General features: G+C 40.3%; 26 protein-coding genes. 22 read left to right on the top strand and 4 right to left on the bottom strand.

What is annotated here, in order from left to right:
• Window positions 1-18 precede the first annotated feature (18 nt).
• A complete protein-coding gene (gene nth, locus PCY06_RS03195) occupies window positions 19-648 on the top strand; it encodes an endonuclease III (RefSeq protein ID WP_045773167.1) in 630 nt (209 codons plus the stop codon).
• Between the two features lie 180 nt (window positions 649-828).
• On the opposite strand, the gene PCY06_RS03190 is transcribed toward nth, so the two are convergent.
• Window positions 829-1215: a VOC family protein gene (locus PCY06_RS03190; protein ID WP_045773168.1), complete on the bottom strand. Its 387-nt coding sequence runs from the start codon at window positions 1213-1215 to the stop codon at window positions 829-831.
• 11 nt (window positions 1216-1226) lie between these two features.
• Window positions 1227-2054, bottom strand: coding sequence for an exodeoxyribonuclease III (locus PCY06_RS03185; RefSeq protein WP_045773169.1), 828 nt, complete (start codon window positions 2052-2054; stop codon window positions 1227-1229).
• 140 nt (window positions 2055-2194) lie between these two features.
• Here PCY06_RS03185 and PCY06_RS03180 point away from each other — a divergent pair, with 140 nt between their 5' ends.
• The 21 genes from PCY06_RS03180 (at window position 2195) to PCY06_RS03085 (ending at window position 21469) form a co-directional block, all read left to right on the top strand.
• Window positions 2195-2461, top strand: a complete 267-nt coding sequence (locus PCY06_RS03180) for a YetF domain-containing protein (RefSeq protein WP_052702425.1) — start codon at window positions 2195-2197, stop codon at window positions 2459-2461.
• Window positions 2462-2588: 127 nt separating this feature from the next.
• Window positions 2589-4589 (top strand): methionine--tRNA ligase, encoded by a 2001-nt coding sequence (gene metG, locus PCY06_RS03175; protein WP_082307479.1) that lies wholly within the window; start codon window positions 2589-2591, stop codon window positions 4587-4589.
• 206 nt (window positions 4590-4795) lie between these two features.
• The gene (locus PCY06_RS03170) at window positions 4796-5332 is read left to right on the top strand and encodes a hypothetical protein (protein ID WP_082307480.1); all 537 of its coding nucleotides are present in this window, start codon (window positions 4796-4798) and stop codon (window positions 5330-5332) included.
• Window positions 5333-5747: 415 nt separating this feature from the next.
• Window positions 5748-6503 carry a DeoR/GlpR family DNA-binding transcription regulator gene (locus tag PCY06_RS03165; RefSeq protein WP_082307481.1) on the top strand — a complete coding sequence of 252 codons (756 nt, stop codon included), beginning with the start codon at window positions 5748-5750 and terminating at the stop codon, window positions 6501-6503.
• Between the two features lie 201 nt (window positions 6504-6704).
• A complete protein-coding gene (gene lacA / locus PCY06_RS03160; RefSeq protein WP_082307482.1) occupies window positions 6705-7130 on the top strand; it encodes a galactose-6-phosphate isomerase subunit LacA in 426 nt (141 codons plus the stop codon).
• 16 nt (window positions 7131-7146) lie between these two features.
• A complete protein-coding gene (gene lacB / locus PCY06_RS03155; protein WP_008809451.1) occupies window positions 7147-7662 on the top strand; it encodes a galactose-6-phosphate isomerase subunit LacB in 516 nt (171 codons plus the stop codon).
• Window positions 7663-7672: 10 nt separating this feature from the next.
• On the top strand, window positions 7673-8602 hold the full coding sequence (locus PCY06_RS03150) for a tagatose-6-phosphate kinase (protein ID WP_082307483.1): 930 nt from the start codon (window positions 7673-7675) through the stop codon (window positions 8600-8602).
• 1 nt (window position 8603) lies between these two features.
• Entirely contained in the window at window positions 8604-9575 is a 972-nt protein-coding gene (gene lacD, locus PCY06_RS03145) for a tagatose-bisphosphate aldolase (RefSeq protein ID WP_061593518.1), read from the top strand.
• A 131-nt stretch (window positions 9576-9706) separates the two neighbouring features.
• A complete protein-coding gene (locus PCY06_RS03140) occupies window positions 9707-10183 on the top strand; it encodes a PTS sugar transporter subunit IIA (RefSeq protein WP_008809455.1) in 477 nt (158 codons plus the stop codon).
• Window positions 10184-10220: 37 nt separating this feature from the next.
• Entirely contained in the window at window positions 10221-10526 is a 306-nt protein-coding gene (locus PCY06_RS03135; protein WP_008809454.1) for a PTS sugar transporter subunit IIB, read from the top strand.
• A 96-nt stretch (window positions 10527-10622) separates the two neighbouring features.
• Window positions 10623-12101, top strand: a complete 1479-nt coding sequence (locus PCY06_RS03130) for a PTS galactitol transporter subunit IIC (protein ID WP_008809453.1) — start codon at window positions 10623-10625, stop codon at window positions 12099-12101.
• A gap of 621 nt (window positions 12102-12722) precedes the next feature.
• Window positions 12723-13148, top strand: a complete 426-nt coding sequence (gene lacA, locus PCY06_RS03125; protein ID WP_061583036.1) for a galactose-6-phosphate isomerase subunit LacA — start codon at window positions 12723-12725, stop codon at window positions 13146-13148.
• Window positions 13149-13164: 16 nt separating this feature from the next.
• Window positions 13165-13680 (top strand): galactose-6-phosphate isomerase subunit LacB, encoded by a 516-nt coding sequence (lacB, locus tag PCY06_RS03120; protein ID WP_061583035.1) that lies wholly within the window; start codon window positions 13165-13167, stop codon window positions 13678-13680.
• Window positions 13681-13692: 12 nt separating this feature from the next.
• A complete protein-coding gene (locus PCY06_RS03115) occupies window positions 13693-14622 on the top strand; it encodes a tagatose-6-phosphate kinase (protein ID WP_008809450.1) in 930 nt (309 codons plus the stop codon).
• 3 nt (window positions 14623-14625) lie between these two features.
• Entirely contained in the window at window positions 14626-15606 is a 981-nt protein-coding gene (gene lacD / locus PCY06_RS03110) for a tagatose-bisphosphate aldolase (RefSeq protein WP_008809449.1), read from the top strand.
• Between the two features lie 196 nt (window positions 15607-15802).
• The gene (locus PCY06_RS03105) at window positions 15803-16636 is read left to right on the top strand and encodes a PRD domain-containing protein (RefSeq protein WP_008809448.1); all 834 of its coding nucleotides are present in this window, start codon (window positions 15803-15805) and stop codon (window positions 16634-16636) included.
• A gap of 49 nt (window positions 16637-16685) precedes the next feature.
• Window positions 16686-17003, top strand: a complete 318-nt coding sequence (locus PCY06_RS03100) for a PTS lactose/cellobiose transporter subunit IIA (protein ID WP_002894735.1) — start codon at window positions 16686-16688, stop codon at window positions 17001-17003.
• Window positions 17003-18709: a lactose-specific PTS transporter subunit EIIC gene (locus PCY06_RS03095; protein WP_008809447.1), complete on the top strand. Its 1707-nt coding sequence runs from the start codon at window positions 17003-17005 to the stop codon at window positions 18707-18709. Before PCY06_RS03100 ends, PCY06_RS03095 begins: the two co-directional genes overlap by 1 nt.
• A 94-nt stretch (window positions 18710-18803) precedes the next feature.
• A complete protein-coding gene (lacG, locus tag PCY06_RS03090) occupies window positions 18804-20210 on the top strand; it encodes a 6-phospho-beta-galactosidase (protein WP_008809446.1) in 1407 nt (468 codons plus the stop codon).
• A gap of 118 nt (window positions 20211-20328) precedes the next feature.
• Entirely contained in the window at window positions 20329-20547 is a 219-nt protein-coding gene (locus PCY06_RS10725) for a DUF3884 family protein (RefSeq protein WP_008809445.1), read from the top strand.
• A 19-nt stretch (window positions 20548-20566) separates the two neighbouring features.
• Window positions 20567-21469, top strand: a complete 903-nt coding sequence (locus PCY06_RS03085) for an aldose 1-epimerase family protein (RefSeq protein ID WP_008809444.1) — start codon at window positions 20567-20569, stop codon at window positions 21467-21469.
• Between the two features lie 426 nt (window positions 21470-21895).
• On the opposite strand, the gene PCY06_RS03080 is transcribed toward PCY06_RS03085, so the two are convergent.
• Together PCY06_RS03080 and PCY06_RS03075 are read right to left on the bottom strand one after the other, a co-directional pair.
• Window positions 21896-23092: a ferric reductase-like transmembrane domain-containing protein gene (locus PCY06_RS03080; RefSeq protein ID WP_061583033.1), complete on the bottom strand. Its 1197-nt coding sequence runs from the start codon at window positions 23090-23092 to the stop codon at window positions 21896-21898.
• Between the two features lie 158 nt (window positions 23093-23250).
• Window positions 23251-24471, bottom strand: a complete 1221-nt coding sequence (locus PCY06_RS03075; protein ID WP_082307485.1) for a DUF2974 domain-containing protein — start codon at window positions 24469-24471, stop codon at window positions 23251-23253.
• Window positions 24472-24542 lie beyond the last annotated feature (71 nt).

Genomic DNA, 24542 nt, shown 5'->3' with positions numbered 1-24542 from the left:
ATCTTAGAAAGAAGAATCATGGTTTTATCAAAAAAACGGGCTCGTCATGTGATTGAAGAGATTATTGCTCTCTTCCCTGACGCTAAGCCTAGTCTGGATTTTCGCAATCACTTTGAGCTTTTGGTTGCGGTCATGCTGTCGGCTCAGACGACAGATGCTGCGGTCAATAAGGTAACGCCGGCTCTGTTTGAAGCCTATCCAAGTCCTCAAGACATGGCTATGGCTGGTGAAGCAGACATTGCTAAATATATCTCCCGCCTAGGGCTCTATCGCAACAAGGCCAAGTTTTTGAAGAAATGTGCTCAGCAGCTTTTGGACGACTTTGACGGCCAAGTACCACAAACGCGGGCAGAATTGGAAAGTCTAGCGGGAGTCGGCCGCAAAACGGCCAATGTTGTCATGAGTGTGGGATTTGGCATTCCAGCTTTTGCTGTCGATACCCATGTGGAGCGGATTTGCAAGCACCATGATATCGTTAAAAAGTCCGCAACGCCACTTGAAGTAGAAAAGCGAGTAATGGATGTTCTCCCACCGGAACGTTGGCTGCCTGCCCATCAGGCCATGATTTACTTTGGCCGGGCCATCTGCCATCCTAAAAATCCTGAGTGCGATCACTATCCGCAACTCTATAACTTTAAAGACATTTAAAAGAGAGTGGGACAGAAATCGGTAATTCGTTAGAATTCGATTTCATTGTCCCACCTCCGCACAGTTGAGTAGGGCTGTAAAAGCTGATGAAATCAGCGTAGTAGAGCCCACTCAACCACTGCGTCTTGCTCGACAATCCAAAGACAATTGAGAGGCTAGGACTTTTGTCCCAGCCTCTTCTTATTCACTAAATCTTAAAAAATAACCATCTGGATCCAAAATTGCAAACTCATGAGGGTAGATAAAGTTATCTCCCACTCGAAATTCTCTTTTTGTCAGCGGACGATAGATGGGATAGTCAGCTTCCAGCAGTTTTTGGTGGAGCTGAGGAACATCCTCAATGCCAAAGGAAATATTGACACCACGTCCGAAAGGATAGGCCAGATGGGCTAATTCTTCTGTGCTGCCTTCTTCTAGCATAAGTTGGCAGTCTTCAAGTGAGAGGAAGAGAAATTTCTCCTCTGGACGTTCGTATTCGACAGAGAATCCCAGCAAGTCACAGTAGAAGTGGCGCGACTTTTCGATGTTGGATACCACAAATTCGGGAATGACGGCTTGATAGTCCATTCGTTTTCTCCTTAGAGTTCAATCTCCATGACAATGGGTGTGTGGTCTTGGCGCGCACCGGAGTCAATCATATCAGATTTGGTCACCTTGTCAGCCACGCGGTTGCTGGTCAGCCAGTAGTCGATTCTCCAGCCTGTGTTGTTAATTTTAGAAGTCTTGCTACGTTGTGCCCACCAAGTATATTGGTTAGGGATATCGCCGTGTAAATGGCGGAAGGTATCGGTAAAGCCTTTAGCCAGCAGGTTGGTGAAGCCAGCGCGCTCTTCATCGGTAAATCCTGGTGAACGGCGGTTGCTAGCTGGATTGGCCAGGTCGATTTCCTTGTGGGCCACATTGTAGTCGCCAGTAGCGAGGACTGGTTTTTGTTGATCTAGTGTTGCCAAGTATTCAGCGTATTTGGCATCCCAGACTTGACGGTCATCCAAGCGTTTGAGGCCATCGCCAGCATTAGGTGTATAAACCTGAGTGACGAAGAAGTCGTCAAATTCCAGCGTAATGATGCGTCCTTCGACATCCATGGTTGATGGAGCACCGATTTCTGGGAAGGTTACGGTTGGCGTCAGTTCTTTTTTGTAGAGGAACATGGTTCCTGCATAGCCCTTGCGAGCCGGCTCTTGGGAGGAACGCCAAGTGTTTTCGTAGCTTGGGAAAAGATTTGTCAAAATTTCCAAGTGTTTTTTTGTCGGACCTGTCGCAGATAGTTTTGTTTCCTGAATGGCGATAATATCTGCATTTTCTGTTTGCAAGGTCTGAAGGACGGCTTGAGAGAGCTGAGCGCGGGCAGAATCACTGGTCAATGCAGCGTTGAGAGAGTCAATATTCCAAGAAATGAGTTTCATAAAATTTCCTTTTCTAGTAGAAGTTTGCTGAGTTTATTATAACAAAATTTAGAACTGATTTATAGCAAAGTGATTTCAAGAAGCTTGGGAAGTAAGAAAGATTTTCTATATTTATGTTTTGAGTCAGACCAGTCAGAAAAATGGGGTTTCGCTTGCATCTTCTAGCACTAGCAAGTCAAGCGGGTCTGTCTGGAACGAAACAGCTAACTCATCGTCGAATAAAGAGGCGTAAAAAAACTAAATCCACCTTATCACCAAATAATCTTGTTCAAATTAATATTATAAAGTCTATTGGCAAAACAGAGGAATGGCTGGTGGAAAGGCTGTCTAAAGACGGCTATACTGATATTTTGAATACCTTCATCGCGGAGTATGAGAGTCGGAATTTGAATGTTGTGACCTATTAAACCTAGAATAATTTCTGGTTTTTTAATTATATTTACTGTGGGTGACTGTCTTTTCTCAAACCTTACAAAATATGGTATAATGAGGTGTTATCAAAAAAGGTTTCATTAGCCTTGAAAGGATTAAAAAATGACTGAAAAACAATCGTTTTATATTACAACCCCTATCTACTATCCGAGTGGTAAACTCCATATCGGGTCTGCTTATACAACTATTGCCTGTGATGTTCTGGCTCGCTACAAGCGTCTCATGGGCTACGATGTTTTCTATTTGACGGGTCTAGATGAGCACGGTCAAAAGATTCAGCAGAAAGCTGAAGAAGCCGGAGTTACACCACAGGCATATGTTGATGGAATGGCAGTTGGGGTCAAGGAACTCTGGAAATTGTTAGACATTTCTTACGATAAATTTATCCGGACAACTGATGACTACCATGAAAAAGTAGTAGCGCAAGTCTTTGAACGCTTACTTGCTCAAGATGATATCTACTTGGGTGAATACTCTGGTTGGTATTCAGTTTCAGATGAAGAATTCTTTACAGAAAGTCAGCTTGCGGAAGTTTTCCGTGATGAAGCTGGAAATGTAACGGGCGGTATCGCTCCATCAGGTCACGAGGTGGAATGGGTTTCAGAAGAGTCTTACTTCCTTCGCCTCAGCAAGTACCAAAATCGTTTGGTCGAATTTTTCAAATCACATCCTGACTTCATCACTCCTGATGGTCGTCTCAATGAAATGTTGAAAAACTTTATCGAGCCAGGTTTGGAAGATTTAGCGGTATCACGTACAACCTTTACCTGGGGTGTACCAGTCCCATCAAATCCAAAACACGTTGTCTACGTTTGGTTTGATGCTCTGCTCAACTATGTGACAGCTCTTGGCTACGATCAAGAAGAACACGCTAACTTTGATAAGTTCTGGAATGGAACAGTCTTCCACATGGTCGGAAAAGACATTCTTCGTTTCCACTCAATCTACTGGCCAATCCTTCTCATGATGTTGGATATCAAATTGCCAGAACGTTTGATTGGGCATGGATGGTTTGTCATGAAAGACGGCAAGATGTCTAAGTCTAAAGGGAATGTTGTTTACCCTGAAATGTTGATAGAGCGTTTTGGTCTCGATCCACTTCGTTACTACCTCATGCGTAGCCTTCCGGTTGGTTCAGACGGAACCTTCACTCCGGAAGACTATGTAGGACGTATCAACTATGAATTGGCAAATGACCTCGGAAACCTCCTTAACCGTACGGTTTCCATGATTAACAAGTACTTTGATGGGCAGATTCCTGCCTACGTAGAAGGTGTGACAGACTTTGATAATGCACTTGCTGACGTTGCAGAACAATCAATCGCTGACTACCACACCTACATGGAAGCAGTTGACTATCCACGTGCGCTTGAGGCAGTCTGGACTCTTATCTCACGTACCAACAAATACATCGATGAGACAGCACCTTGGGTCTTAGCTAAGGATGAAGCGCATCGTGACCAATTGGCAAGTGTTATGAGTCACTTAGCAGCTAGTCTTCGCGTCGTAGCCCACTTGATTGAGCCATTTATGATGGAAACTAGTCGTGCAGTTTTGACTCAACTTGGTCTAGCAGAAGTTTCTAGCCTTGAAAACTTAAGTTTAGCTGATTTCCCTACAAATGTCACTGTAGTTGCTAAAGGAACACCAATCTTCCCACGTCTCGATATGGAAGAAGAAATTGCCTATATTAAAGAACAAATGGAAGGCAACAAACCTGCACTTGAAAAAGAATGGAATCCAGAGGAAGTCGAGCTCAAACTCAACCGCAAGGAAATCAAATTTGACGACTTCGATAAGGTTGAAATTCGTGTCGCAGAAGTCAAAGAAGTTTCTAAAGTAGAAGGTTCTGATAAATTGCTTCAATTCCGCTTGGATGCTGGAGATGGTGAAGACCGTCAAATCCTCTCAGGAATTGCTAAGTACTATCCAAACGAACAAGAATTGGTCGGCAAGAAAGTACAAATCGTTGCCAACCTCAAACCACGTAAGATGATGAAAAAATATATCAGTCAAGGGATGATCCTATCAGCTGAACATGGTGACCAACTGACTCTTCTTACTGTGGATGAGAAGGTCCCAAATGGAAGTTTGATTGGATAGAAAGATTGAGTACTAACTGATACTTGTCTTATCTATTGTGGATATAAGAAAGACCGCGAAGGCGGTCTTTTATTCTCTTCCCAGATATAATAAGTTTTCTATACTAGAAGATATTTCTTTGATTAGGTCGGTTTCATCCTAGGATTTTACCAAGATGAAGAATTAAGGTATACTAGGTGTAAGATTTTTTATTGGAGGTATGAGTAATGATAAAAAAATGGGACAGAAAAACAGTCTTAACCTTACTATATAGTTTTGTAGCACTGGCTTTAGCGGTGACAGTTTGTTTTCTTCTTATGTCTAAGTTTAGTCATAAGGAGCAGCCAAAACAAGCGAGTTCTTCTACATCAGTTTCGACATCTAAGTCTGACAGCTCAGAGCAAAAAGTTAGTATTTCAGGTGAATATGTAGCGAATACGGGTGATAAAGCTAAAATTGACGGTGGCAATAAGGAATGGAAGATTAATTACCAAACTCCTGATGGTGCTGTTTCAGCAGAATTTACGACAGAATGGAAATCTGAAGGAGAAACTTTAATAGCGACTGATAAGATGAGAAAGTCAGATGGCAATAGCGACTTTACCATTACTGTCCGTATTTTCAAGTATAAGACCGCCAAGCAACCTCTCATAACGATTACCATGTCAGACGGCAATCCTGCCCATGAAATGGTTTTTGCCAATCAAAAAGATTTTTTTGAACCGAGCGATGAGAATGGTGAAGGAACACAGACTACAGAATAAATTGATTGAGAGATAGAATTACGAGAGAAGATTTAATTTGTGTTGGTGGAAAAGTGAATAACACTAAGCTCCTCTCACCTAATTCTCATTCTAGCAGTCAATTTCCTACCCTAAATGTTCGGTCTGGGAATACGGGATATCTAATTGCTCTATTAAAAATTGGATTTCCTAATCTTTATGGAGACCTTTCAGATTCAAGTAAAGCTAGATTGGCACTGGGGCAAAACATTGGAAATATTCCTGCTAATCAGTATTATTATAGACAATAGAAGAGTAAAAGACGAGAAGGGAGTATAACTCTATTCTCGTTTTTTTAGTTAACAAAACAAAAAAATGTTTGAAATAAACAGAAATATGTGGATAAAATGAGAAAAATGAGTTATAATGAACAAAACCAAGCTAGAGAGGATGGAGTATGGGTAAGAATCAAAGACAAGATGAAATTCTTAAATTTGTGGATCGAGCTGGGACTGTAACGGTTGCTGAGATCATGGTGACCATGAAGGTTTCCGATATGACAGTTCGTCGTGATTTGATAGAGTTAGAAAACCAAGGAAAGCTTACGCGAGTATTTGGTGGGGCGAAGAGTAATAAGGTGCAACAATATCGAGAGCTGCCACATGAAGAAAAGCTTTTTAAAAATATTGAGGCCAAGCGAACTGTTGCCAAGAAAGCTGTCCAACTTATCGAGGAGGGAGACACTATCTTTCTAGGTCCTGGAACATCGGTAGAGGTGCTAGCTGAGGAAATATCAAATCAACATCTGCGCGTGATTACGAATTGCTTGCCTATTTTTAACGATCTACTCAAGAAAAAATCAGATACCTTTAAAGTTTTTCTGTTAGGTGGAGAAATGCGTGATGCTACTCAAGCTTTTGTCGGTGAAATGACCAATGCTCTTATGGATCGTATGTATTTTAGTAAGATGTTTTTCAGTGGAAATGGCATCAAAGATGGTCAAATTATGACATCTTCCTTTGAGGAAGCTTATACTCAGAAGCTAGCATTAGAACGTTCGAAAGAAAGCTATCTTCTTATCGATTCATCTAAAGTTGGCAAGGAGGACTTTACGGCTATCTGCTCCTTATCGGAGATAACAGCCTTAATCACGGATCAGACTTCAGAAGCTGTTCAGGGAGAGTTGGAAGTTTATACAAAAGTAATTTTCTAGTTTAACCTAATTTAATAAACAGTTAGTCAAAAGCTCTTCAAAGGGCTTTTTTTGTTTATTTTAATCAACAGGTAGAATTTCTATGAAAAAAACAAACAAATAATGTTGACAAAAAACGATAATTTTAGTATATTGTTAATATATTAAAAGAAAGCGTTTTACTGAAATTCTTTCTTGTAGATCAAACAAAGGAGAATGCTCATGGCAATTATTATTGGAGCAGATGGTGCTGGAAATAAGCTAAAAGATGTGGTTAAGGACTTTCTCATTGGAGAAAACTTTGAAGTAGTCGATGTGACAGAAGAGGGCAAGGATTTTGTTGATGTGACATTGGCGGTTGCGGCTGAGGTGAACAAAGAAGAACAAAATCTTGGTATCGTGATTGATGCTTATGGGGCTGGTCCATTCATGGTAGCGACCAAAATCAAAGGTATGGTTGCGGCAGAAGTCTCAGACGAACGCTCTGCTTACATGACTCGTGGTCACAACAACTCTCGTATGATCACAATGGGAGCTGAAATTGTTGGAGAAGGCCTGGCTAAGAATATTGCCAAAGGTTTTGTCAATGGTAAATACGACGGCGGACGTCACCAAATCCGGGTCGACATGCTCAACAAAATGTGCTAAGAAAAGGAGAAGTCAAATGAAAATTGCAATCGGATGTGACCATATCGTTACCAATGAAAAAATGGCGGTTTCAGATTTTTTGAAATCAAAAGGCTATGAAGTCCTTGACTTTGGTACTTATGACCATACACGGACTCACTACCCAATCTTTGGTAAAAAAGTAGGGGAAGCAGTAACTAGCGGTCAAGCTGATCTTGGGGTATGTATCTGTGGTACTGGTGTTGGTATCAACAATGCTGTCAATAAAGTTCCTGGTGTCCGTTCTGCCTTAGTTCGTGATATGACAACAGCTCTTTACGCTAAAGAAGAACTTAATGCCAATGTTATTGGTTTTGGTGGTAAAATCACCGGTGAATTGCTCATGTGCGATATAATTGAAGCTTTCATCAATGCTGAATACAAACCATCAGAAGAAAACAAAAAATTGATTGCGAAAATTGAGCACGTTGAAACTCACAATGCTCATCAAGCAGATGCAAACTTCTTTACAGAATTCCTTGAAAAATGGGATCGCGGTGAATACCACGACTAAGAGGTGACGCATGATTTTAACAGTCACAATGAATCCATCCATCGATATTTCCTATCCTTTGGATGAATTGAAAATTGACACTGTCAACCGTGTGGTGGACGTGACAAAGACAGCTGGTGGTAAAGGACTCAATGTTACACGAGTTCTTTCAGAATTTGGTGATTCTGTTGCTGCTACTGGTTTAGTTGGGGGTAAACTTGGTGAGTTTTTAGTAGAGCATATCGACGATAAAGTAAGGAAACGTTTCTTCTCAATTCAAGGAGAGACTCGTAACTGTATCGCTATTCTCCACGGAGATAACCAAACAGAAATCCTTGAAAAAGGGCCTGAAGTTCTGGAACAAGAAGGTCAAGATTTCTTGGCTCATTTCGAGAATCTCCTTGACACTGTGGAAGTAGTTGCTATCTCAGGTAGTCTCCCAGCTGGGCTTCCAGTTGATTATTATGCGAGCTTGGTAGAGCTTGCTAATCAAGGAGGGAAACCAGTAGTCTTGGACTGTTCAGGTGCAGCTCTTCAAGCAGTTCTTGAATCACCACACAAACCAGCAGTAATCAAACCGAATAACGAAGAATTGTCTCAGCTTCTTGGGAAAGAAGTTTCTGAGGATTTGGATGAATTAAAAGAAGTTCTTCAAGAGCCTCTATTTGCAGGGATTGAGTGGATTATCGTTTCACTTGGAGCAAATGGTGCTTTTGCAAAACATGGTGACACTTTCTACAAGGTGGATATCCCTAGAATTCAGGTAGTTAATCCTGTTGGATCTGGAGATTCTACTGTCGCAGGTATTTCATCAGGACTTCTTCATAAGGAATCTGATCAAGAACTTCTCATCAAGGCCAATGTCCTTGGTATGCTCAATGCTCAAGAAAAAATGACAGGTCATGTGAATATGGCCAACTATCAAGCCCTATATGATCAATTATTAGTAAAAGAGGTATAAAATGGCTTTAACAGAACAAAAACGCAAATATATGGAAAAACTTTCTGATGAGAATGGGATCATCTCAGCTCTTGCCTTTGACCAACGTGGTGCTTTGAAACGCCTCATGGCTCAATACCAAACAGAAGAACCAACAGTCGCTCAAATGGAAGAACTCAAAGTCTTGGTTGCAGATGAATTGACAAAATACGCTTCATCTATGCTCCTTGACCCAGAGTATGGACTTCCAGCTACAAAAGCGCTTGATGCCAATGCTGGTCTTCTCCTTGCTTATGAGAAAACTGGCTACGACACAACAAGCACCAAACGCTTGCCAGACTGCTTGGATGTTTGGTCTGCAAAACGCATCAAAGAACAAGGCGCAGATGCTGTTAAGTTCTTGCTTTACTATGACGTAGACAGTTCTGACGAACTCAACCAACAAAAACAAGCCTACATCGAACGCATTGGTTCTGAATGTGTGGCAGAAGACATTCCTTTCTTCCTTGAAATCCTCGCTTACGATGAAAAAATTGCTGACGCAGGTTCTGCAGAATACGCCAAAGTAAAACCACACAAGGTTATCGGTGCCATGAAGGTCTTCTCAGACCCACGTTTCAACATCGATGTCTTGAAAGTGGAAGTTCCAGTCAACGTCAAATACGTTGAAGGCTTTGGCGATGGTGAAATCGTTCATACACGTGAAGAAGCAGCAGCCTTCTTCAAAGCACAAGATGAAGCGACTAACTTGCCATATATTTACTTGAGTGCGGGTGTATCAGCTAAACTCTTCCAAGAAACCCTTGTCTTTGCCCACGAATCAGGCGCAAACTTCAACGGTGTTCTTTGTGGCCGTGCAACTTGGGCTGGATCAGTTGAAGCTTACATCAAAGATGGTGAAGCAGCAGCTCGTGAATGGCTTCGTACTGAAGGACGTCAAAACATTGAAGAATTAAATCAAGTTTTAAAGAGCAGTGCAACCTCTTGGAAATAGAATCATAGATTATATTTTAAAGAGAAAATCAATATATGTCTTAGCATAATTTGTAGGCTTTTATTTATAAATAGTAGATTGATTTTATATTGAGATAAAGATATATTAAATATAGAAAGGGGTGAAGTATTATGGGACTTAATCAATTGTTTGATAAGAACTTGGTCTTCTGCCTACAAGCAGATAATCAAGAACATCTTTTTAATCAAGTCGCTAACCTTCTTGAAGAAAGAAAGATTGTAACTCCTTCTTATAGGACTGCATTAATCGAGAGAGAAAAGTCATTTCCAACTGGATTGGACATGGAGTTTCTAGGAAAAGACTTACCGAATGTAGCAATCCCTCATACAGATATTGAACATAACTTAGCTGAAAAAGTTGTTGTAGTACGCTTAAATCAAGCTGTGACTTTTCACAACATGATAGCACCTGATAAAGAAGTAGAAGTTTCACTTTTGTTCTTTATCATTAACAATTCAAGTTCTAGTCAGACGAATATTCTGGCACAATTGATGGATTTCTTTACTAAGAATGGAAATTTAGATAATTTATCTAAGTTGGCAAATGAAGATGAATTATATGACTATATAACAAAAGAAATCGGATAAAATAATCAAGAAAATATATAAAACGGAGGAAATCCAAATGATTAAAATTTTAGCAGCCTGTGGGGCTGGTGTTAATTCAAGTCACCAAATTAAGAATGCGGTAGAAGAAGAATTATCTAACCGTGGTTATGATGTTCGCTGTGATGCAGTGATGGTTAAAGATGTCAATGAAGATTTGATTAAAGGCTATGATATTTTCACACCAATTGCTGCGACAGATTTAGGTTTTGATCCTGGTATTCCAGTTGTAGAAGCTGGACCAATCTTGTTCAGAATTCCAGCAATGAGCGCTCCAGTGTTTGATAATATTGAAGCAGCCATCAAAGAGCATGGCCTGAGTTAATTTTTTTAAAGTGTATGAAAGCGCTGTCTAAAGAGTGCGCTGGAGTTCTCATATTATAAACAATATATAAATTAATATAAATCGGGAGGATTTATTATGGATGGCATTATTAAATTAGCCAACGATATTTTTAAGCCAATTTTGGCGATGGGTGGTCCAATCATCATGTTAATCATTTTGACGGTCCTAGCCCTCTTGTTTGGGGTTAAATTCTCCAAAGCCCTCGAAGGTGGTATTAAATTAGCGATCGCCTTGACAGGTATTGGTGCAATTATTGGAATGTTGAATGGAGCTTTTTCATCTTCATTAGAAAAATTTGTAACCAATACAGGGATTCAACTTAATATTACAGACGTAGGTTGGGCACCACTTGCAACGATTACTTGGGGTTCTGCTTGGACTCTGTATTTCTTGCTTGTTATGTTGATCGTCAATGTCGTGATGCTATTGATGAAGAAAACAGATACACTCGATGTAGATATCTTCGACATCTGGCACTTGTCAATCACAGGTCTCTTGATTAAATGGTATGCAGATAAAAACGGAGTAAGTCAAGGTGTTTCTCTTTTTGTAGCAACTCTTGCAGTCGTACTAGTAGGAATCATGAAGATTATCAACTCTGACTTGATGAAACCAACTTTTGACGACCTCCTAAATGCTCCAAGTTCATCTCCAATGACCTCTACTCACATGAACTACATGATGAACCCTATTATCATGGTGTTGGATAAGATCTTTGATAAATTCTTCCCTGGACTTGATAAATATGACTTTGATGCCGCTAAACTAAATAAGAAAATTGGTTTCTGGGGTTCTAAATTCTTTATTGGTTTCCTTCTTGGTATTGTAATCGGAATTATGGGAACACCACATCCAGAAGCGAATGTGGAAGACTTAAAAACATGGGAATTGGTTATTAAATCTTGGTTGAGCCTTGGTTTAACAGCTGGTGTCTCCTTGGAATTGTTCTCGTTAATCGGTTCATGGTTCATTGCAGCGGTAGAACCACTTTCACAAGGTATTACAAACGTTGCTACTAAACGCCTTCAAGGACGTAAATTCAATATCGGTCTTGACTGGCCTTTCATCGCTGGTCGTGCTGAAATCTGGGCTTGTGCTAATGTACTTGCACCAATCATGTTGATCGAAGCAGTGCTTCTTTCTAAAGTTGGTAATGGTATCTTGCCACTTGCTGGTATCATTGCGATGGGTGTAACTCCAGCTCTCTTGGTTGTTACTCGTGGTAAATTGATCCGTATGATTGTTTTTGGAAGTCTTCTCTTGCCACTCTTCCTTCTTTCAGGAACTCTGATTGCTCCATTTGCAACTGAGTTGGCTAAGAGTGTTGATGCCTTCCCTAAAGGGGTAGCTTCTACTCAATTGATTACTCACTCAACTCTTGAAGGTCCAGTTGAAAAACTCTTGGGTTGGACAATTGGTAACGCAACAACCGGCGATATTAAAGCTATTCTTGGTGTTGTAGCCTTCCTTGTATTCTATATCGGTATCTTTGCTTGGTACAGAAAACAAATGATCAAACGTAATGAAGAGTACGTAGCTCAAGGTAAAAACTAATAGGTAGTTCTTTTGAGAAAAGAATGAAAACATAATAAGTTTGTTTATTCTTAGATAGAAATAGATTAAATTGAAGATAGAAGAGACCTAAAATCAAGGGAATAATGAATATGAACTTGCTGACGGTCTCTTTCTAAATAGAATTGACTAGTTAGCTTCTAGATTTTTATGAGCTGTCTTAGTATGATAATCTTGAATAGGACACTAGTAATTTATTCTTATATTTTGTCCCCCTCCCATTTCTGTTTATCAGATTTGGGATTTTTTATTTGCAATCAGACCTTCAAGAAGACAAAAGATTGTTTTATTTCACTTCTTTTAGCTTAGTTTATGCATAGAGTTTTTAATAAATAAATTGGTTTAAGATGTTTTTATGCTTATTTAAAGATAATTGGTAAAAATAGAGATGTTATTCCTTATTTTTTCTTGAATATGTAAGAACCATTAAGTTTGTTTAGAGAACCCTTGTTTATTTTCATCATTTTTTAAAAAGATATGATGAAAATAAACAAGAAAGTGTTGACAATAAACTAAATATGGTGTATAGTATGAGTATAAGAAACAGATGGTGTTTTTTATAAACAATAATCTGTGCAAAAAATCAAACAAAGGAGAATGCTCATGGCAATTATTATTGGTGCAGACGCTGCTGGAAATAAGCTAAAAGATGTAGTTAAGGACTTTCTCATTGGAGAAAACTTTGAAGTAGTCGATGTGACAGAAGAGGGCAAGGATTTTGTTGATGTGACCCTTGCAGTTGCGGCTGAGGTGAACAAACAAGAGGAAAATCTAGGTATCGTGATTGATGCTTATGGAGCTGGTCCGTTCATGGTAGCGACTAAAATCAAAGGCATGGTTGCAGCAGAAGTAACAGATGAACGTTCTGCTTATATGACTCGTGGTCACAACAACTCTCGTATGATCACAATGGGAGCTGAAATTGTTGGAGAAGGCCTGGCTAAGAATATTGCTAAAGGCTTTGTCAATGGTAAATACGACGGCGGACGTCACCAAATCCGAGTCGACATGCTCAACAAGATGTGCTAAGAAAAGGAGAAGTTAAATGAGAATTGCAATCGGATGTGACCACATCGTAACAAATGAAAAAATGGCTGTTTCAGATTTTTTGAAATCAAAAGGCTACGAAGTTCTTGATTTTGGTACTTATGACCATACAAGGACACACTATCCAATCTTTGGTAAAAAAGTAGGGGAAGCAGTTGTTAGTGGACAAGCTGATCTTGGGGTATGTATCTGTGGTACTGGTGTTGGTATCAACAACGCTGTTAATAAAGTTCCAGGTGTACGCTCTGCCTTGGTACGTGATATGACTTCAGCTCTCTATGCTAAAGAAGAACTTAATGCCAACGTCATTGGTTTTGGTGGAAAAATTACTGGTGAGCTCCTTATGTGTGACATCATAGAAGCTTTCATTCATGCGGAGTACAAGCCGACTGAAGAAAATAAAAAATTGATTGCGAAAATTGAGCATGTTGAAACTCACAACGCTCATCAGGCAGATGATAATTTCTTTACAGAATTTCTTGAAAAATGGGATCGTGGAGAGTACCACGACTAGTGAGGTAGCCAGATGATTCTTACAGTGACCATGAATCCTTCTATCGATATTTCCTATCCCTTAGAAGAATTGAAAATAGATACTGTTAATCGTGTTGCAGAAGTCAGTAAAACAGCAGGCGGAAAGGGTCTCAACGTAACCAGGGTCTTGGGAGAAATTGGAGACAATGTTGCTGCGACGGGCCTGATTGGTGGGACTAATGGAGAGTTCTTATTACAAAACCTTCATCCTAATGTTAGACAATGCTTTTATAACATTTCGGGAGATACGAGAAACTGTATTGCTATCTTACACGAAGGTAAGCAAACAGAAATCCTGGAAGCCGGTCCGACTATTACAGCGGATGAGGCAAATGGTTTTTTACATCATTTTAAATCATTAATGGAATCAGCTGAGGTAGTTAGTATCTCGGGAAGTCTACCAGCCGGTTTACCAGTTGAATATTATATTCAATTGGTTGAAATGGCTAATCAAGCTGGCAATAAGGTGGTGCTGGATTGCTCCGGAGCAGCTCTGGAAGCTGTACTCAAATCAGATGTGAAACCAACTGCCATCAAACCTAATAACGAAGAACTTTCTCAGTTGTTGGGTCGCGAGGTTTCAAAAGATTTGGATGAGTTAAAAGCTGTCCTTTCAGAACCGCTATTTGAAGGAATCGAGTGGATCATCGTATCACTCGGTGCAGATGGAGCTTTTGCTAAGCACTGGGATACTTTCTATAAAGTAGATATTCCTAAAATCCAAGTAGTCAATCCAGTTGGCTCTGGAGACTCAACTGTTGCAGGGATCTCTTCAGCCTTGAGTCATCAAGAAGATGATGTCTCTCTGCTCAAAAAAGCAAATGTTCTGGGCATGCTCAATGCCCAAGAAAAAATGACTGGTCATGTCAACGTTGAAAACTACGATGGCCTATACAATCAAATCACAGTAAAAGAGGTATAAAGAATGGTATTAACAGAACAAAAACGCAAGTACATGGAAAAACTTTCTGATGAGAATGGCATCATTTCTGCTTTGGCATTTGACCAACGCGGTGCTTTGAAACGCCTTATGGCTCAACACCAGGAAGCAGAACCAACAGTAGCTCAAATGGAAGAACTGAAAGTTTTGGTCGCAGAAGAGCTAACTCCTTATGCCTCATCTATGTTGCTGGATCCTGAGTATGGACTGCCTGCTACTAAGGCTTTGGACAAGAATGCTGGCTTGCTATTGGCCTATGAAAAGACAGGCTATGATACTTCAAGCACCAAGCGCCTGCCAGACTGTCTGGATGTTTGGTCTGCAAAACGCATCAAAGAACAAGGTGCGGATGCAGTGAAATTCCTTCTTTACTATGACGTAGACAGCTCCGAAGAACTTAACCAACAAAAGCAGGCTTATATCGAGCGTGTGGGTTCTGAGTGTGTGGCAGAAGATATTCCATTCTTCCTTGAAATCTTGGCTTACGATGAAAAGATTGCGGATGCTTCCAGCGCTGAGTATGCTAAAGTCAAGCCTCATAAGGTTATCGGAGCTATGAAGGTCTTCTCAGACCCACGTTTCAATATTGATGTCTTGAAAGTGGAAGTTCCAGTCAATGTTAAATATGTTGAAGGCTTTGGCGATGGTGAAGTGGTGTATTCTAAAGAACAAGCAGCTGCCTTCTTCAAGGAACAAGATGAGGCAACCAACCTTCCATACATTTACTTGAGCGCAGGTGTATCTGCGAAACTTTTCCAAGAAACACTTGTGTTCGCTCATGAGTCAGGTGCAAACTTCAACGGAGTTCTTTGCGGACGTGCGACTTGGGCTGGCAGTGTCAAAGACTACATTGAGCAAGGTGAAGAAGCAGCTCGCAAGTGGCTTCGTACAACAGGATTCGAAAATATTGACGAACTCAACAAAGTTCTTCAAAAAACAGCTACCTCTTGGAAAGAAAGAGCCTAAAATTTGTTAAAAAATAAATAAAGTAAGGGTTTACATTCTGAGACTGATATGCTATAATGAAGTCAGAAATTGAATAGGGTGAGCGTTACTAAGCTAGATTAGGCGTGACCGCAAATAAATTGAGGGAAGATATAGCCTTAGTTTGTTTGTGGTCTTTTTGTTTTGCCAGAACCCTAGAAAATGAAGAGGAGGAGATATGTATCGAATCATACATCCTATGAACAACAATGTTGCTCTAGCCAAACATGAAAATGGTGAAGAGGTTGTTCTGATTGGCAGTGGCATAGCTTTTAATAAAAAGAAGGGTGATATCGTTCTTGAAAGTAAGATTGAGAAAATCTTTCGCCTAAGAACGGAAGAGTCTAAAGAAAACTTTGTGGCCTTGCTCAAAGATGTTCCGCTGGACTTTATCACAGTGACTTATGATGTGATTGATACCCTTTCTAAGAAGTATGATTATCCTGTACAGGAGTATATCTATGTCACGCTGACGGATCACATCTACTGTTCTTATCAGGCTGTGCAGCAGGGCAGATACAAGGAGAGTGACCTGCCGGATGCTTCGGATAAATACCCTGTTCCTTATCAGATTGCTCAGGAAGCCTTAGCGATATACCGCGAGAGGTTGTTGGATAATTTACCTAGCGACGAGGTCAATCGCATTGCTTATCACTTTATCAATGCTGAAGGGGAGACCAATCTAGAGGGGCAAAGCCACTTAGGCAGACGAAAAGATATTCTGGCTGCTGTTGAGGCAGAGCTGAAGAAAAATGGTATTAAAAGAAGTGCAGAAAACAGCAACTTTTATGACCGTTTTATGATTCACCTGAACTACTTTTTGGACTATCTGGACAGAAGCCGTGATGACAATGTTTCCCTGCTGGAAATGGAAAGTCAGATTCAAATGACATACCCTCAAGCCTATCAGGTCGGAAGTGATATTTACCAAATCATTGCCCAGAAGACGGGAATTGATCTCTACCGCAGCGAACGGGTCTACCTGGTGTTGCATATTCAACGTCTTTTATAAATAGAAAACAATAATAACATTTTACATAAGAATACAAGGAGGATCTCTCATGAATAGAGAAGAAGTAACATTGCTCGGTTTTGAAATTGTGGCCTACGCTGGTGACGCTCGCTCCAAGCTCCTGGAAGCATTGAAAGCTGCAGAGGCTGGGGATTTTGCTAAGGCAGATGCCTTAGTAGAAGAAGCCAATGGCTGCATCGCTGAAGCTCACCACGCTCAGACCAGTCTCTTGACAAAAGAAGCTGCTGGTGAGGACTTGGCTTACAGTGTAACCATGATGCACGGCCAAGATCACTTAATGACTACCATCTTGCTAAAAGACATGATGCACCATTTGATTGAACTATACAAAAGAGGAGTAAAATAATGAACAAACTCATCGGACTTATTGAGAAAGGGAAGCCTTTCTTTGAGAAGATTTCTCGGAATATCTATCTCCGAGCTATTCGGGATGGCTTTATCGCTGGTATGCCAGTCATCCTCTTCTCATCTATCTTTATCTTGATTGCCTATGTGCCAAATGCATGGGGCTTCCATTGGTCTAAGGACATTGAAACTTTCCTAATGACCCCCTATAGCTATTCGATGGGGATTCTGGCTTTCTTTGTGGGTGGGACCACTGCAAAGGCTTTGACAGACTCTGTCAACCGCGGCCTGCCTGCGACAAACCAGATTAACTTCTTGTCTACTATGCTGGCATCTATGGTCGGCTTCCTCCTCATGGCAGCTGAGCCTGCCAAGGAAGGTGGCTTCCTGACTGCCTTCATGGGAACCAAAGGTCTTTTGACAGCTTTCATCGCAGCCTTTGTTACGGTTAATGTCTACAAGGTTTGTGTGAAAAATAATGTCACTATTCGCATGCCAGAAGAAGTTCCACCAAATATCTCGCAAGTATTTAAAGACTTGATTCCATTTACTGTCTCAGTCGTTTTGCTCTATGGTTTGGAACTGCTTGTTAAAGCAAGTCTGGGAGTAACCGTTGCGGAATCCATCGGAACGCTTCTTGCTCCGCTCTTCTCAGCGGCAGATGGCTATCTGGGAATTACTCTTATCTTTGGTGCTTATGCTTTCTTCTGGTTCGTGGGAATTCACGGTCCGTCTATCGTTGAGCCTGCCATTGCTGCCATTACTTATGCTAATATCGATGCCAACTTGGCTTTGGCACAAGCTGGTCAACATGCGGATAAGGTCATTACTTCTGGTACTCAAATGTTCATCGTTACCATGGGTGGTACTGGTGCGACCTTGATTGTTCCATTCCTCTTTATGTGGATCTGTAAGTCAGAGCGTAACCGTGCAATTGGGCGGGCATCTGTTGTCCCAACCTTCTTTGGTGTCAATGAGCCCATTCTCTTTGGTGCTCCAATTGTACTGAATCCGATTTTCTTTATTCCATTTATCTTTGCTCCTATCGCAAACGTATGGATTTTCAAATTCTTTGTTGATGCGTTAAACATGAACTCCTTCTCAGCAAACCTTCCTTGGGTGACACCTGGACCTCTGGGAATCGTGCTGGGCACCAACTTCCAGCTTCTGTCCTTTGTTCTTGCAGTCCTTCTTGTCGTAGTAGATGTGATTATTTACTATCCATTTGTCAAGGTTTATGACGAACAAATCCTAGAAGAAGAACGTTCTGGTAAAGCCAACGATGCTCTCAAAGAAAAAGTAGCAGCTAACTTTAACACTGCTAAAGCAGATGCTATCCTTGAAAAAGCAGGAGTGGATGAAGAAGCTCCAGCGCAAAACAATATTAGCGAAGAAACCAATGTTCTGGTGCTTTGTGCAGGCGGTGGTACTAGCGGATTGCTGGCCAACGCTTTGAATAAAGCAGCAGCTGAATACAATGTTCCTGTCAAAGCAGCAGCGGGTGGCTATGGTGCTCACCGTGAAATGCTGCCTGAGTTTGACCTGGTTATCCTGGCTCCTCAAGTTGCTTCAAACTTTGAAGACATGAAGGCAGAAACTGATAAATTGGGTATCAAGCTAGCTAAGACTGAAGGTGCCCAATACATCAAATTAACCCGTGATGGCAAAGGAGCACTGGCCTTCGTGCAGGAGCAATTTCACAACTAATTTGTTAGTTCATTTGAGGTGAAGCAAAGTTCAATTCCCCTGTTACTAACCTACTTACTTGTTTCACCTCAAAGGCTATTGAAAGGAAAATAAGATGACAAAAAGCTTACCTAAAGATTTTATTTTCGGTGGTGCAACAGCGGCCTATCAAGCTGAGGGAGCAACCCACACAGATGGAAAAGGACCAGTTGCCTGGGATAAGTACCTAGAGGATAACTACTGGTACACGGCAGAACCTGCCAGCGACTTTTACCACAAATACCCTGTGGATTTGAAATTGGCTGAAGAATATGGTGTCAATGGTATTCGAATCTCCATTGCTTGGTCACGGATTTTCCCGACAGGCTATGGAGAGGTCAATCCAAAAGGTGTGGAATTTTACCATAATCTTTTCGCAGAATGCCACAAACGTCATGTAGAACCTTTTGTGACCCTTCACCACTTTGATACACCAGAGGCACTTCATTCAAATGGAGATTTCCTCAATCGGGATAATATTGAGCACTTTGTGGACTATGCAGCTTTCTGTTTTGAAGAATTTCCAGAAGTTCGCTATTGGACGACTTTCAATGAAATTGGTCCTATTGGTGATGGTCAGTACTTAGTCGGAAAATTCCCTCCAGGTATCCAGTATGACTTGGCCAAGGTTTTCCAATCCCATCACAACATGATGGTCTCCCATGCCCGTGCCGTTAAGCTCTATAAGGACAAGGGTTACAAGGGTGAAATTGGTGTCGTTCATGCACTTCCGACAAAATATCCTTACGATCCAGAAAATCCAGCAGATGTCAGAGCGGCAGAGTTGGAAGATATTATTCATAACAAGTTTATCTTAGATGCGACTTATCTGGGGCACTATTCTGATGTAACTCTGGCAGGTGTAAATCACATCCTTAAGGTTAATGGTGGCCAGCTGGATCTGCGAGATGAAGACTTTGCGGCTCTAGAAGCAGCTAAAGACCTCAATGATTTCCTTGGCATCAACTACTATATGAGTGATTGGATGCGCGACTTTGATGGTGAAACAGAAATTATCCATAACGGAAAAGGCGAAAAGGGAAGCTCCAAGTACCAGATTAAGGGTGTAGGGCGCAGAGAATCTCCAACCCATATACCAAAAACTGATTGGGATTGGATTATCTATCCGCAAGGTCTCTATGACCAGATCATGCGGATTAAGAAAGATTATCCAAACTACAAGAAGATTTATATCACAGAAAATGGTCTGGGTTATAAAGATGAATTTGTGGACAATACTGTTTACGACGATGCTCGGATTGACTATGTCAAGCAGCATCTGGAAGTTTTATCCGATGCGATTGCGGACGGGGCTAATGTCAAGGGTTACTTTATCTGGTCTCTGATGGATGTCTTTTCTTGGTCTAACGGTTATGAAAAACGCTACGGCTTATTCTACGTAGACTTCGAAACGCAGGAACGCTATCCGAAGAAATCCGCTCACTGGTATAAGAAACTAGCTGAAACACAAATGATTGAATAAAAAGTAAAGCCGTTAGAGTTGAACTCTTTCGGCTTTTCGAAAAGAGGGAAGCCATGCTTGAAAAAAAACAAAGAGTTTGCTAAAAGCAGTATCGGGTTCTCTATATAAACAAGTTTAAATTATTAATTTTGAACGATGTTCTCAAGCACCTCGGATTAAAAAAACGGAGCTTATTCTTATTGGAGATTGGTTCGTATCAGAAGGTTTAGAAGGGATTTGCCATTCTAAGTTGACTATTGATAGTTTTGAGTACATGTTTCTAAGTTTGGTTGAGGAATCTGATAGAAGTTTGGGTAGTTTTGATGTAGATATAATACCTTATGAAAAGGATAAATAGTAAAAAGAGAGGTAAAAATATGGTACTAGAGTTATCTAATGATTTTCTAATAGTTCAATTTAAGGAAAAGGGTGGAGAATTATCTTCTATAAAAGATAAGGATGGCGTGGAATATTTATGGCAGGGAAATCCTGAATATTGGGGAGGACAGGCTCCTGTCTTGTTTCCTAACTGTGGTAGTGTCCGTGATGATGCTCCTCTCTTTATTATGGGAGATGAAGGAGTTATAGAAGGCCATCTTCCTCGTCATGGTTTAGTTAGAAAGAAAGATTTTGAGCATAAGATAATAAATGACCATCAAATTATGTTTTCAATTGAGAGTAATTCGGAAATGTTAAAACAATATCCTTATCCTTTTCGTTTAAGTATATTTTATACTTTAGATAAATCTAAGATTGAAGTAGAATACATAGTTGAGAACTTAGGATTAAATCAAGATATGCCTTATTTCATAGGCGCACATCCGGGTTTTAATTGTCCCTTGTTTGAAAATGAACGGTATGAAGATTATTATCTCGAATTTGAAAAAGAAGAAAATTGTAGTATTCCAGCATCATATCCCGAGACGGGATTGCTTGATATAAAAAGCCGTTCACCTTTTTTAAATAAAGAAAAAGTATTAGCTTTAGATTATGATCTATTTTCAAAGGATGCAATTACTTTGGATAAGCTGGTTTCTCGTTCGGTAACATTAAAGTCTAAAAATCATAATAAAGCAGTAAAAATTGATTTCCAAGATTTTCCATATTTAATTTTGTGGTCTACTGCGAATAAGGGGCCGTTTATTGCAATTGAACCATGGGGCGGCTTATCTACATCAAAAGAAGAATCTGGATTTTTTAATTACAAGGAAAATGTAACTTTTATCGAGCCTGAAATGTCTGATTATAAAACTTATTCCATTGAGATAACAGGAATTTAAATGAATAATTGATAAAAAGTAGTTGCTTTATTAGATTAGTAGGTAAAAATCTGTAAAGGTATCGTTGGGAGGGGGATTATTATGTCGTTTCAAAAGTTACTCCAAGATACTATTTATAATGCATTATTTGCCAAGATAAGCTCGTATATTTATGAATGTAGAGAATCATTGGACGTATCCACGTATTTGATTCAAAAACCAAAATATATTAGGTCGGATGATTTTACTATTAAAAGCATACCTATAAGTAATAAAAGATGAGGATTTCATTGTTTCGGATTTACTTGTAATAGGTTATTTAGAGATTGCTGGATATTCTAAATATGGCGTAGACCTCCCAATCTGTATCTTGATTCAGCTCCATCCATTACTAGACAATAAAACATCAGGAGCAACCTTGTTGTTGCTCCTGATGTTTTATATTCTTTATTTAAATTTAAAGCCTTCATAGACCAGATCTGCTTTAGGATTGGTCTTTTTAAATTCGTTGGCTAGTTTATCCATCATCTTGACAGGTCCGCACATGAAGACCGTAGTTTTGTCGTCCAGAGGATAATTCTTGAAGTCCAAATAGCCAGAAACCTTGCTATCGACCAAATGAAGGTCAAATTGCGGATTCTTAGTTGCGTAATCCTTGAGTAGATCTAGGTAAACAGCATTTTCTGCTCCGGTATAAGCATAGTAGAAGCTGACTGGACGATCCAGATTAGGATTTTCACGGATATAGGAAATGAAGGGTGTAATGCCAATCCCACCAGCAATCCAGATTTGTTTTTCCTGCCCTTGGTCAAGAATCATGTGGCCATAAGCTCGGTCAATGGTGATTTTGGTTCCCTCTTGGATTTTGTTATACAGTTTCTTAGTGTGATCGCCAGAGTTTTTGATAGTAAAGTAGACAATGTTGTCATGTCCACCAGAGATAGAGAAAGGATGTGGCGCTTTTTCAAATCCTTCTTGGAAAATCTTGACAAAGGCAAACTGCCCATACTGGTAGTCTAGCTTTTGACTGAGTTGGATCTTCAGCTCCACGGTATCGTGGTTTAGGCGTTTGACTTGCAAGATTTTCCCCAGATGGCGAAAGGCCAAACTTTGATAGAGGAAGATGATGTAAAAGCCAGAAGCCAAACCGGTGATAGCGTAGAATCCGACTACGAAGCCCAGCAAGGTCGGTGTCAGGAGTCGACCGCCCATCAGCATATAGGCGTGGAAGAGACCGAAGATATAGGCCAAATAGACAAAGCGGTGAATCCAGCGCCAAGCCTCATATTTGATGTGCTTGCCGAGATAGGCCACAAGTACAATACTGACAAAAAGATAGATACCAACATTACCAAGCTGAGCTGCCAAATGGGAACCCCAGAGACTGCCGCCCATGGCAAGATTGTGGAGAGCGAGCAGGACGACAGAAAAGATAGCGGTAAACTTATGATAGGCGTACATCTTTTCAATGCCATGGAACCATTTTTCTAATAGGGCGTTCCGAGTCGCAAGTAAAAAGGTCAGCGAAAGGGTTGTTAAGGCCAGGCCGGGTACGATAAAGTTGGTCATCCCAGCTGAAGCCCAAGCATAGATGGTCAGGATTATGCTGACAGTAATAAGGGCAATTCCTTTGATAGATTTCATAGTTTGTGTCCTTTCTAAAAATATCACTAATTAGTTGTAATGTATTTTGTTACATTTTAACAAAGAAAAAACAAGCTGTCAAGATAAGAGCTTGTTTCGTTTTTGGGACGGATGGGTCCAGTATAATGTTAGATAAGATAGAGAGAACTTTTGCGATGTTACTCTTGAACATCTGAGGTGATGTCTTCCTTTTTGTCAGTATCAGACTGGCCGAAAGGAAGCTGCTTACTCCAGCGTGATAGATTTTCTCGGATATCTTTGCCAATTTCAGAAAGGTTAGGTAAGCTAATATCGTCCTTCCAGCTTTGGACTCTCATATCTACTAAAAGACTAGTGAGTCGTGTCAGCATTTCTCTTTCCTCATCCGATAATGCATTGGCATTTTTGAAAATATCTAAAACTTTTCTAACATTTGAAATCTTAGAGAAATCATCAATAGAAGTGATACCGGCATCTAGTACAAGTCCGAAGAACAAATCAAAGAAATCTTTTAATTCTTCGTCAGATGTACTTCTTACCCAATTCTTCAATGTTTTATCCGTCTGAAGACTATCTGGATTTAAGCTGTCTAGGAGGACAAAACTGTCTCCCTCAATCTGCCACGAAAAAGTATCGTGTTGAGCTAGACCTCCTAAGGCAGTGCTTTTGACAATTGCCATCTGTTTAGGAATTTCTAACATCATGCCCACAATAGAACCTTGTGGAATGTAATGCTGGATTTTATTGGCAATTGCCTTATAACCATCGCTTTCAATGATGGCTTTGTTAAGGCCAGGAGCATCATAACTATAGATCTTTTTAATACGCTCCTGCAAGAGAGGATTAACTTGACTAGCAGCGTAAGCAGCCAAGTTCCCTCCCTTGGAGTGCCCAGTCAAGATGAAGTCTCCATCAAGCTCTCTGAGAACCTCTTTTAAGTATTTCTTGGCATTTTTTTGGGATGGAACTCGATCCATATAGGTCATATGGAAGTCTTCTTTCCAACCAATGATAGAGTCATCGGTCCCTCTGTAGGCTAGGACATAGGTAGCAGGTTTAGACTTAATACAGTATACTAGGGCAGCAAATTGTTTTTCAATCTCCAAGTCAATGTCGTTTATAAAGCCCATTAGTTTAATATTCTTAAAACGTTTAGTTTGGGAGGCTTTTTCAAGTAGTTTAAGACGATTGCGGGTATGCATCATAGATTGCTCTTGAGGGTAATTTTCAGCAATGTCCTGTAGTCGCTTGCTTTTATCTAGATCCAGGTCACTAGCGACAAGTCCGTCAAAAGAAAGATAGGCTAATTCTGTTAGGATGAGCAGGTCTAGTTCATTAAAAGGACGGTCATAGATATTATCATACTGTGTATCATCTAGGTACTTAAAAATATTTTCCATTTGTCTATCTCCTAGGAATCGATATATAGATAGTATATCATAAGCTAGTACGGTTTGCTGGAAGAATACAA

This window comes from Streptococcus sp. SG1 (assembly GCF_030439935.1).
GTDB lineage: Bacteria > Bacillota > Bacilli > Lactobacillales > Streptococcaceae > Streptococcus > Streptococcus gordonii.
This window is presented reverse-complemented; position numbering and strand designations above follow the sequence as displayed.